The organism is Desulfosarcina sp., from assembly GCF_041551955.1.
Taxonomy (GTDB): domain Bacteria; phylum Desulfobacterota; class Desulfobacteria; order Desulfobacterales; family Desulfosarcinaceae; genus Desulfosarcina.
In genome coordinates this window covers 1-11,409 of sequence record NZ_JBFELV010000020.1, presented here as the reverse complement: position 1 = coordinate 11,409, position 11,409 = coordinate 1, and the positions used below count along the sequence as shown (strand labels likewise).

At 57.2% G+C, this 11,409-nt stretch carries 6 protein-coding genes; 1 reads left to right on the top strand and 5 read right to left on the bottom strand.

All coding sequences use genetic code 11. From position 1 onward, the window contains the following. Nucleotides 1–99 precede the first annotated feature (99 nt). Nucleotides 100–2,046: a GspE/PulE family protein gene (locus tag ABYV26_RS02935; protein WP_372678008.1), complete on the top strand. Its 1,947-nt coding sequence runs from the start codon at nt 100–102 to the stop codon at nt 2,044–2,046. A 34-nt stretch (nt 2,047–2,080) separates the two neighbouring features. Here ABYV26_RS02935 and ABYV26_RS02930 read toward each other — a convergent pair whose 3' ends face one another. The 5 genes from ABYV26_RS02930 to metG all read right to left on the bottom strand — a co-directional run. Then, nucleotides 2,081–5,848, bottom strand: coding sequence for an SIS domain-containing protein (locus ABYV26_RS02930; RefSeq protein WP_372678006.1), 3,768 nt, complete (start codon nt 5,846–5,848; stop codon nt 2,081–2,083). Nucleotides 5,849–5,864: 16 nt separating this feature from the next. Continuing rightward, nucleotides 5,865–6,944 carry an iron-containing alcohol dehydrogenase family protein gene (locus ABYV26_RS02925; protein ID WP_372678004.1) on the bottom strand — a complete coding sequence of 360 codons (1,080 nt, stop codon included), beginning with the start codon at nt 6,942–6,944 and terminating at the stop codon, nt 5,865–5,867. 183 nt (nt 6,945–7,127) lie between these two features. Further along, a complete protein-coding gene (locus ABYV26_RS02920) occupies nt 7,128–8,321 on the bottom strand; it encodes a DegT/DnrJ/EryC1/StrS family aminotransferase (RefSeq protein ID WP_372678002.1) in 1,194 nt (397 codons plus the stop codon). A 10-nt stretch (nt 8,322–8,331) separates the two neighbouring features. Further along, the gene (locus ABYV26_RS02915) at nt 8,332–9,654 is read right to left on the bottom strand and encodes a penicillin-binding transpeptidase domain-containing protein (protein WP_372678000.1); all 1,323 of its coding nucleotides are present in this window, start codon (nt 9,652–9,654) and stop codon (nt 8,332–8,334) included. Between the two features lie 96 nt (nt 9,655–9,750). Next, nucleotides 9,751–11,409: methionine--tRNA ligase (metG, locus tag ABYV26_RS02910; protein ID WP_372677998.1), on the bottom strand; the 1,659-nt coding region annotated here is incomplete at its 5' end.

The following is an 11,409-nucleotide window of genomic DNA, read 5'->3' as shown; positions in this document are numbered from 1 at the left end:
TTGTATAAATCATGCCTTTTTTGATAAGAACACCATTGATGGGGTATTTTCTGGAAGCCGGCGGTCAACAACGGATTGAATCTAAAATAGGTGCTCAGCATGGGTACAAACACCAGAACCGAAACCATTGGCACCGTGAAGCGAGCGGTAAAAGGCAAGCCGACATTGAAAAATGAGCAAAAAATATCGAACTACGGCAAAATAATTGCGCTCCTGACAGACCTCGGTCTGCTTACCCATACCCAAGTTCAATACGCAAGCCGCGTCCAGTCCAAGCTGCGAACCGAAAAACCCCTGCTCGAGATCATCAAGGAACTGAACTACCTTACGGAGGGTCAGCTTCGTAGAGCGCTCAAGGAGAATCCCCTTTCCATCCACATCGGTGATTTTTTGGTGGAATTGGGCCTGATTACCAACCGGGATTTGGATCTGGTCCTCGAGCTGCAAAAGAAGGAGACGCCCATGCGCAAGCTGGGCGAAGTTCTGGTTGCGCATAATGTGATTGAAGAGCGCAAATTGATCGCCGAGCTTTCCCTGCTGCTCGGGTTTCCATTTATCGAGCCCGACGTTCAGAAAATCGACCCTGACCTGTTAACGCGCGGCTCCATCTCCCAATACCAGGCCCACAGTTTTTTTCCGATCCGGCTTGAAGATGAGAAGATCATCGTGGCCTTTGCCGATCCTATGGATCCACGGGATATTGACGCGGCATCCGAGGCCATGGGCATGCCGGTCATCCCGGCCATCACCACTAGACTGTCCATCAATGGGGCCATCGCGCATCTCGAGAAGGACAAAAAGGCCGGCACACGAATGGCTGTGGAAACGGGTGAATCGGTAGCGAACATGGTGAATACCATCATTGTCAATGCCATCGAAGCGACGGATGTCAGCGACATCCATATCGATCCGATGGTCGACCGGCTGCGCGTCCGATTCCGAGTGGACGGCGTTTTGACCCTGCACAAGGATTACCCCCTGAGTATTGCCCGGGCGCTATCCAAGCGGCTCCAGGTGTTGTGCCGAAGCGACATCAAAGACAGGCGTTGTCACCACGGCGGCCGGATTCGCTTCGATCACGGCGGCCATCAACGGGACATCAGGATTTCCTTCTACGCCACCGTAAGGGGTGAGAAGATCGTCATGCGGCTTCTAAAGCGCCAGACCAAGCTATCGCGACTTGGGGATGTCGGCATGTTCAAGCGGGTGATGCATCGCTTTCAAGAGGGCGCCCTCGATCGCCCCGGAGGAATCGTCTTGGTCACCGGCCCTACCGGATCTGGAAGGACCACGACCCTATACAGCTGCATCAACCACCTGAACACCATGGATGTCAGCATCATCACGGCTGAGGACCCGGTGGAATACGTTATCGACGGTATCGGCCAATGCGCCATCAATACGAAGATCAACCTCTCCATCGAGGACTCCATCGAGCATATGGCGCGGCAAGACCCTGACGTCATCGTCATCGGCGAAATCAGGGACGCCTTTTCGGCTGGAGCAGCCGTACAGGCGGCGCTGACCGGTCATAAGGTGCTCTCTACATTTCATGCCGAAGACAGCATCAGTGGACTGTTGCGGCTCTTTAGCATGGACATCGATGGCTTTCTGACCGCTTCTACGGTGTCTTGTGTGGTGGCGCAACGGCTGCTGCGTCGGGTATGCGTCCATTGTGCACACCCCTACGAACTCACCCCCATAGACCTGAGGCGCATCGGATGCGAATTGAGCCAGATGGCGGGGGCCGCCTTTTCCAAGGGGCAGGGATGCAGCCACTGCCGGTACACGGGCTACCACAAGCGCGTGGCAGCCTTCGAGGTGCTGGTACTCAACGATCTGGTCAGAGATGGGCTCATCGAGGGCAAGACCAGTCACCAGATCCGTCGAATCTGCAAGGAATCGACAGGATTGGTGACATTGTTCGAAGACGGTTTCCATAAAGCCGCCCTGGGTATCACCACCGTCGACGAAATCTTTCGCTGTCTGCCGAGATTCCATAAACCACGAGCGTTCAGCGAGTTGGTGCGACTGCTGGGCAAGTAATCCATCCTCCCATTTCAGTTTTCCGGCGCTGGCTTCAGCTGTGGCGCGCCACCATCGCTTCGGCCAGCTTTTCCGCCGATTGGCCGAACAGGTCGTCAACGGCCACTTCGTCCAGGTAGGCGTCGGCCCAGGAGACGCTGTTTTCCTGGACGATGTTCTTGATGTGATCGTATTTACCACCCAGGGCCTTGATTTTCTTCTCCCGAGGGATCGATTCTTTAAACCCGATATTCAGCAGCAGCAGAAAACGGATGCGGCTGCCGTCCGTGGGGTCATTGGACGTGGCCGGTATCACCACGATGCTGCGCCCGTCTTTTCTGCCCTTGCCGATGTAGACGTTGCCTTGACCCACGATGATGCGTTTGGTGCCTTTCAGTACGGGATCCTTCTCCACCCGGGAGGGCAGCTGGGCGAGGATGCCCGTTTTTTTCAGTATGGTAATCGAGGCCCGATCCGTGGGGTCGCCCAGCAGGCCCAAGCCATCGATGCGGTAAAGGATGCTGCCCTTGACATGGTCGATCACGCCCTGGATATTTTTCATGACGATGACGTTGCGGTTGACGACCTGCGAGATGTCCAGGTCGTGATCGACCAGGGTGTCGAACAGGATGCCCTCTACCCGTTCGCTGATGCGGCTGGTGCCCACGGTGACGGTTTTGGCCTGATGCTTGATGGCGTCCACCGGGCGGGACATGAGGTTGATCGACTCGCCCAGCACGCGGAACAAGGTGTCGAATATATTTTTAGCTGTGCCCTTGAGCCCGAAATCCATCTCGAAATCGGACAGCGGCAGCCGGCCCGACAGATATTTGAACAGCAGCGTCAAATCCGACGCATGGGTGATGGCCGCTGGAAATTGCCTGGCCTTGCGCCGCTTACGAAAGGCCAGGTAAAACTCGGCGATCTTTTCACGAAAGGTCTTTTCAAGGACCACCTCATAGATGTCCAGGCCCTGTTCGGCAAGATCGTCGAGGGTCTGGGTGATGGATTCCCGGATGTCGTGGAGGAACCGGGACCCATCATGGATCGCCAGGGCGGCGTGGTAGCCCCAGAGGTGACCCACCAGGGTGTTGAGAATAGGGGCAAGCTGGGGGCTCACCTGGGGAACGTGAAAGACATCTTCGGCATAGGGGCCGAACCGCTCCTCACCCTCGTCGGCGATAACCACCGGGGCGGCCTTGTGGGCTTTGAAGATGGCGGTGTCTTTGATGATGTCCCCGATGACCGTGCCCTTGGACCCGGCGGCGCAAACGATGATCAGGGGTTCGGAGGAGAGGTCGATATGCTTCTTGTCCTCCACAAAATCCGAGGAGATCGTCTTGTAGCACAATTCGCTGAGCTTGATGCGGATCTCGTCGGCCGAGGACTTGTTGGGACCGCTGCCCACGGCCGCCCAGTAAGTTTTGGTGGCCGCCAGACGCCGGGCCGATGCCTGGATGGGTTTTTCCATGGCCAGAACCGTGCGCATATGATCGGGGATCCGCAGCAATTCGGCGATCTGGTCCGAGATAAACTCCTTGGACCGTCGTCCCTTGATGCTGGCTACTTTCAGGCCCAGCAGGGCACCGGCGACGATCTGTGAGTAAAAAGCCTTGGTGGAGGCCACACTCATTTCGATATCCCGGCCGCTGGAGGTATACAATACCCCGTCCACCTTGAAGGTGATGTCCGAGTCCCGGCGGTTCACGATGGCCAGGGTGTGTGCCCCCCGGGCCTTGACCATGTCAACGGTTCGGTTGGTGTCGGTGGTGGTTCCCGACTGGCTGAGGGCCACCACCAGGGCGTCGGCCATGCTGGTGGCGCCGTCCGCCTCGTTCAATTCGAATCCGCTGAGCTCCGAGGACTTTAGCGCGCGCAACTGGACGGTGGGATCGGCCAGATAGGACTTCAGGATATCGGCGCAGGCCTGGGCGGCGATACCCGCGGTGCCCTGTCCCACGAAAAAGACTCGCCGGATTCGATCTTCCGCCAAGGCCGCCTCCAGCGAACGGGGAAAGGACCGTTGGTCGAATTGAATGAGGTAATGGCGGCCGCTGCCGTCATCGACAATCTTCCAGCGATTGAGCAGGGTGCGTTCCACCGATTGGGGCGCTTCGGAGATCTCCTTTAAAAAGTAGTGGGGAAAGTTCTGTCGGTCGATATCTCTGGAGGTGATTCCCGTGTGCTTGACATCGTCGCCAGTTAGCGTGACGGGGCTGCCATCGTAGTACATGGCCGTAATGCCGGCCAGCCCCCCGGGGGATTGCTGATCCAGGATGAAGATCTGGCCCTGGGTGTTGCCCTTCTTTCCTTTGACCACCTGTTCACCGTTCATCTTTAGGAAGTGCGATGTCTCCTCGATGAAACCATAAACCTCGGACGCCGGCATATAGTGGTCTTCGGCCAGGCCGACGAAAACAGCCTGGCCGCTGCCCTTTTGGGCCAGGAAGAATTTTCCGGGGGCCAGGTCGGTGTGCATGGAGATGGCGTGGGATCCTTGGAAATCACCCACCGCCAGACGGAAGGCCTCGGCCACATCGACGCCGGATTGCAGGTAATGTTCGATTTGCAGCGGAATGATTTTGGTGTCCGTGGTGATGGGTTCGGGAATGGTGCCACCGGATGCTTCCCTGGCCGCTTTGAGTTCCAGGTAATTGTCGATGTCGCCGTTGAGGCAGGCGTGGATGATGGGACGGTCCTTCAAGGTGGCGCCGGTCACGGTACTGTCCACCGGGTGGCAGTTGGGTTCGGTAATCGCGCCCACCGATGCCCAGCGTGTATGCGACGAGACGGTGTGAAAGCGGTGGGGTGCGGCGGCGATCAGCTGCAGGATCTCATCCTGTTGAATCTGCTGGCGCAGGAAGCGAATATTGTCTCCCAGGCTGCCGATTTCGGCGGCTATTTTATAGACTGCCGTCAGGGCGACAATCGACTGCCCGTCGTCGGCGGTCGATCGATTCAGGCTGATACTGCTGTTTCTCAGCACGTCCCGATCCATGCGGTGCTCGAAATCCGTGGTGAGGCCTTTACGATCCAATGCGGCCGAAACGGCTTCAAAGGCCTCGGCCGTCATGATGAACAAAATAGAAATTCCCGCCGAATCCCGGCCCCGGACTTCGAGCCGGTCGATGCTGTTGAGCACGGCGTTGATTTGTCGCATGACGGTGATGCGGCTGTCGGGCCCGGGGTCTGCGCTGCCGGTCATCAGCGACCGGATGCGTTCCATGTTGCCGGCCAGTTCCACGTCCAGGCACCAGCACAGGTCTTTGAGAGCTTCGATGCGCGTGGCGATGGCATCCACCACATGGGTTTCCAGGCTGCCCGCCGCTTCGGCCAGTCGTGCCTGCTCCCGTTGCAGAAGGGTCGACAGTCGAACGGACAGATCGGCAACCGTTTTCTGAGCGGTCGGATCTTTAAACAGGGTGAGAAACGGTCCCTCCTGCTTGAGGGCCCGGATTTTTGTCAACAGGTTGTCCAGCGAGGCCTGATCAGCCGGAGTACCACCGGTGACGGCCTCTGCTTGTCGAGGCGGCAGTTCATTCGTATCCGTCTCGGCACGGTCGACGAGCGCTGCCAACGCGTCAAGGTCAATCGGAAGGCTGCGGTCCGTTTTTCCCTTGAAGGCGATGATACCGGCAAGGCCGCAGCACAGCCGGCTGGGCGTACAAGGGAAGAGAATCACCGCCGGTCCGGCCACCGTTGCCGGATGGCGACCCCAATGGATCGTTGCCAGTCGCGCCATTTGAATGCGGATTCTGCGCTGCAGAACCGATGTAAAACGGATGGCGCCTCTGGCCGCAGTGGCGAAACGAACTCGATTCATATTGTTCCTTTTTGGTTCACATGTTCAAATAGAGCTGCTGAATTTTTTCCCGTGTCATGAGGGTTTTCCAATCCTTGCCCAGGGCATTCTCCCACAAGGGTTCCAGAACCAGGGCCACGTCTACCATGGTTTTCATCTGTGCGTCGGTGACACTGGCCGTTAATTTTCGCGGCAGATCGATGCCCTGGCGTTCCATCATCAGTCGGAATTCTCTTACCCCGGCGGGATAGTAGTCTTCCAAATAGTCGAAGGCCACGCAGTTGCCGATGCCGTGGTGCAGGCCCAGCACGAAAGAGAGGCCATATGATAGGGCGTGACAGATGCCCACCTGGGAATAGGCGATGCTCATGCCGCCGCAGTAAGAAGCCATCATCAGTTTGTCGTCGGCATCCTCGGTATCGGTCAGAAACACCTCGCGGCACAGATCCATGGCTTTTTCACCGTAGGCCTGTGAGAAGTTGTTGAGATACGTACCCTCCAGCGATTCCACACAGTGGATGTAGCAGTCCATGCCGGTGTAGAATCGTTGCGGGTTGGGGGCATTGGCGATCATCTCAGGGTCCAGGACGATCTGGTCGAACACGGTGTGATCGGAATTGATGCCCAGCTTTTTCTGGGGGCCGGTGAGCACCGTGGTGCGGGACACCTCGGCGCCGGTGCCGGAAAGGGTCGGCACGGCGGCGTGGTAAACGGCCGGCTTTTTTATCAGGTCCCATCCCTGGTAGTCGGCTGAAGAGCCGGCGTTGGTGAGCATGAGGGAAACGGCTTTGGCCAGATCCATGGTGCTGCCGCCGCCGATACCGATCACTCCCGAAGGGTGGTGGTCCTGTTTGTCGACCATGTGTTTTTTGACCTGCGTGGTGAGCTGGTCCACATAGCTGGTTTTGGGTTCATCGTCCACATTGACCCATACGATCAGATCGTCGGTATGGACGGGAAGACGATTGTCTATCGTGCCGGCTTTAAACACATCGTCTACCAGAAAGATCATCACCGATTTACTGCTCCGGCGCTGTTCGTTGAGGATATCCCCCAGCTGTGCGGTGCAGCCCCGACCATAGACTACCTTGGAGACCATTTTAAAATTGCGAAACATGTGTATATCCTTTTTGGTTAGGCTTTCGTTTCCTTAAGCCAGGAGAACAATAGTCGTTTAGGATTCGACGGTTCAACGTTCAGAGGTTCAGGCTTACGGTCTTTTCGTCAACGTGCTGTCCTTCATTTTTATGAAATCGGGCTCCTTGACCTCTGAACCCAGAACGCTTGAACCGTCGAACGCCTATTTAAAGGTCTTCAACGCCGTTACCGTTGCCTGGATCCGCTGGTCCAGCTGTTCCGGCGTCCATCCCAGCTTGATCTGCATGGAGATCGCCCGTTGCATGATGGCGTCGGACCCGGGCATGGCGATACTGCTGAAGTCCGGGCTATTGGACAGCGTCTGGACGGGCAGGCGGGCCGCGACCCGCATGGTGTGGAAATGGTTCCATTTCCGAATGTAGTGCCATTTGTTGTCATACCAGTGGAAGCAGCCGTCTACACCAGCCGCGGCCAGCGCCTTGACCGCCTGCCTGGCGGTTTTCAGGTCGGGCATGAAAAAAGAGAGGAAGGTTGCCGAATCGCCGTCGGGGTCGGGCAGCTGGCGGAATTCGATCCCGGGGATTGCTGCCATGGCCGATTTGATGGCGGCTTTATTGCGCCGCTGGACGTCCAGAATCCAGTCCAGTTTTCTCAACTGGGCCACCCCCACAGCGGCGTTGAGTTCGCTGATCCGGTGATTGGCGCCGATGATCAGGTGGTCTTCGGCTCCCCGGTCGTTGCCAAGGTGGTCATGTCCGTGGTCGGCATAGGCATCGGCGGCGACATAGACCTTTCTGTCGTTGGTGACGATGGCGCCACCTTCACCGCAGGTGATGGTTTTCACCGGATCAAATGAAAAACAGCCGGCCTTACCGAAGCTGCCCAGTGCTTTGCCGTTGTATGTGGCTCCCAGGCTCTGGCAAGCGTCCTCCAGAAGCACCAGCCCTTTTTTATCGCAGATCTCCTTGATTTCGTCGATGCGGGCCATGGCTCCGCACATGTGAACGGGAACGACGGCTTTGGTGGCCGGGGTCAGCGCCGATGCCAGTCCTTCCGGCGAGAGACACAGTGTTTCGTCGATATCGGCAAACACGGGAACCGCCCCGGCCATGAGCACCGACTCGATGGTGGCCACGAAGGTGAAGGGGGGCACGATCACCTCGTCACCGGCGCCGACGCCGCAGGCAGCCATGGCCGTGGACAGGGCTGCCGTGCCGCTGGCGCACAGATGGGCGTATTCGACGCCCACTCGCCGGGCCAGTTCGGCTTCGAAGGTTTTGGCTTTCCAGTGACCCTTGCGGGCCCCTTCGAATCCATAGCGGAACAGGACCCCTGTTTCCAACACATCGTTGACCTGTTTGCGTTCTTCGTCGCCGAATACCTCGAATCCGGGCATGCATGCCTCCTTATCCGCGGGAATCCTTCCCCGACTGGGCTTTTTTGGCAAAATAGTCCTTGAAATAATGTTCGATGGCCATGCGGGCATATTGTCCGGCGCGGGTGCCGATATAATCCTCATGGGCCACCATCACCGCAACCACCATCTTTTCTGGCCCCTTTTTTTCCGTGGCAAATCCCACGAACCAGTCGAAGCGGGCATCATGGGCCCGGTTGTAGATCGAGCCGGTTTTCCCTCCCAGTTCCAGCCGCGACAGCACCTTGCTGCGGCTGTGTCCGCGAAATATTTTTCTCGCCGTGCCTGAAGTCACGGTGGCGATCATGAGCTGGTTAAGAACGTCTGCGGTTTCCGGAGATACCGCCGCCGTCAAAAATTGAGGCTCGGTGTGATAAACGGTCTTGCCGTCGTCACTGGTGATCCGGTCCACCAGGGTCGGTTCAACCGGCTTGCCGCCGTTGACCACCGCCGATACGATCACCGCCGCATGGAGGGGGGAGAGGGTGGTCTGGCGGTTGAATCCGCTGGCAATTTCCGCCCGGTGGTAGGACTCGTCTTTTACGGCAAGTTGGCTGGTGGGCCAGTGGAGTTCGAAATCCACCTGACGGTTGAAAGCGAAGGCATCTCCGTAAGCTTCCAGCGTTTCACGGTCAAGAACCAGGGCGCCGATCTTTCCAAACACCGGATTGACGGACTGGGCAAATGAATCCCGCAGGGAAATAGAATTGGTGTAACGGTTGGTCTTGTCCGTCAACTGACGCTTGTAAAGGGTGTGTTTGTAACCGTTGAATTTGAACCGGGACCCGGCCTTATACCCCTTTTCCTCAACCGCTGCCGCCGCCGTTACGATCTTGAAGAGGCTGGCTGCCGGATATTCGGCCATGCGGCATGGATCCCGGTCGGGGTCGATCTTGTTGAAGCCTGCCATGGCCAGGATTCGGCCCGTGTCCGGAGCCATGGCCACGATGCCGATGTAGCGTGAATTGACCCGGTCCATGCGCTTGAGAAGATATTCCTGAAGCTCCAGATCCAGGCTGGTGCTTACCTGGTAGGGGCGGCCGTCGAATGTCACCTCTATCGGATTGGCCGCCAGGTTGATCAGACGGGTTTTGCCCAACAGGATATTGACATCTGCTTTCTCAATCAGTTCCGGGGTTTTTTCCGTCTTCTGAGCCGGGATTGAATCGGCGACGGCCGCATCCGTTTCCGTGTTGATGCCGGCGGTGAAAACCCACCCGATACCTGCAAGGGCCAGGATCAACAGCCCCACGACAAACCACGGCCTGCCGCGGTCCAACCGGGCGCGTCGGGTGGGGAAGTACTGACGCCTCATGCTTTCCTGATAGACTTTCCAGCTGGGCTGGGGTGACGACTGCCTATGACGTTTGAAAAAACGGGTCATATTAAAAAATTAACCCTCCGGTGACGGTCAGCTTAACGGCGTTCCGGGCGTGACCAAATGATCCAGTGTTGCTACGATGATGTCGTCCTTGTCCGTTGCAGCAAGGAGCATGCCTTTGGACACCACACCCATGAGCTTGGCTGGCTTGAGGTTGGCTACAACAATGACCTGTTTGCCCACCAGGTCCTCCGGGGCGTAGCTGCCGGCGATGCCGGAGACGATGGTTCGCGTTTCGCCCAGGTCCACCTCCAGTTGAATCAGCTTTTTGGCCCGGGGGACTGCCTGCGCAGACACGACGGTGGCCACACGCAGATCTATCTTGGCAAAATCCTCGATGGTGATTTCCGGTTTAATGGGTTTGTCCATAATTGGGGTTGGGGCCTTTTCCGTGGGTAGGGGTTGGTTTTTTTCCAGGTCGATGCGGGGGAACAGGGATATGGATTTTCTCAGTTTGACCCCGGGCTTCACCCCTGTCCATGTGGTGAGCCGGTCCAGCTTGTAAAAATCATCATCGCCCTTAAATCCCAAGTGTATTTGCATGTTGACGGCGGTGTCGGGCATCACCGGATAGATCAGGCCGGAGATGATGCGAAGCCCTTCCAGCAGATTGTAGATTACCGTTTCCAGCTGTTTTCGGGCGGCTTTGTTTTTGGCCAGCACCCACGGGGCGGTGACGTCCACATACTTGTTCATGTGAGTGATGAACTCCCAAACCGCTGACAGTCCCTTGTGGAATGCAAACTCACCCATGCTGGCTGTATAGGCATCGATGGCGACCCGGGAATGGTTTTCCAGCCCGAGGTCCATTTCCTTTTCCACGTCCGGGTCCGGCTCGGGGATTACGCCGCCGAAATACTTGTGGGCCATGGAGAGCACCCGGGAAAAAAGATTGCCCAGGTCATTGGCCAGGTCGGCGTTGATTCGTTGGACCAGCGCCTCTTCATTGAAGTTGGAGTCCAGGCCGAAAGCCATGTCCCGCATGAGAAAAAAACGGAAGGCGTCCAGACCATAGACATCTTTCATCGCGAGGGGGTCCACCACATTGCCGATGCTTTTGGACATCTTGCTTTGGTCCACGTTCCAGTAGCCGTGGACATTCAGGTGCTGGTATACGGGTATCCCGGCCGCTTTGAGCATGATCGGCCAATAGATACCGTGGGGCTTGAGGATATCCTTGGCCACGATGTGCTGGGCCACGGGCCAATAGGTTTGGTACAATTCCCCATCCGGGTAGCCCAGCGCCGACACATAGTTGAGCAGGGCGTCGAACCACACATAAGTAACGTAGTCGGCGTCAAACGGTAGATTGATACCCCACTTGATACGGGATTTCGGCCGCGAAATGCACAAGTCTTCCAGTGGTTCGCGCAAAAACGCCAGTACTTCGTTGCGGTACCGTTCGGGACGAATAAAGTCGGGATGTTGATTGATGTGGTCGATCAACCATGGTTGATACCGGCTCATCTTGAAAAAATAGTTGGATTCCTTGATGGTTTCCGGCGGTGTCTGGTGGTCCGGGCAGCAGCCGTCGACGAGCTCTCTTTCGGTGTAGAAGCGTTCGCATCCAAAGCAGTAAAGGCCCTCGTATTCGCTGAAATAGATGTCGCCGGCATCGTAGATGCGCTGGAGGATGGCTTCAACCACAGCCATATGGGCCGGGTCCGTGGTGCGGATAAAGTAATCGTT

Excerpts from the sequence above, each read along its gene's own strand:
- ABYV26_RS02935 (WP_372678008.1), top strand. The coding sequence starts at position 100 with ATGGGTACAAACACCAGAACCGAAACCATTGGCACCGTGAAGCGAGCG.
- ABYV26_RS02930 (WP_372678006.1), bottom strand. The coding sequence starts at position 5,848 with ATGAATCGAGTTCGTTTCGCCACTGCGGCCAGAGGCGCCATCCGTTTT.
- ABYV26_RS02925 (WP_372678004.1), bottom strand. The coding sequence starts at position 6,944 with ATGTTTCGCAATTTTAAAATGGTCTCCAAGGTAGTCTATGGTCGGGGC.
- ABYV26_RS02920 (WP_372678002.1), bottom strand. The coding sequence starts at position 8,321 with ATGCCCGGATTCGAGGTATTCGGCGACGAAGAACGCAAACAGGTCAAC.
- ABYV26_RS02915 (WP_372678000.1), bottom strand. The coding sequence starts at position 9,654 with ATGAGGCGTCAGTACTTCCCCACCCGACGCGCCCGGTTGGACCGCGGC.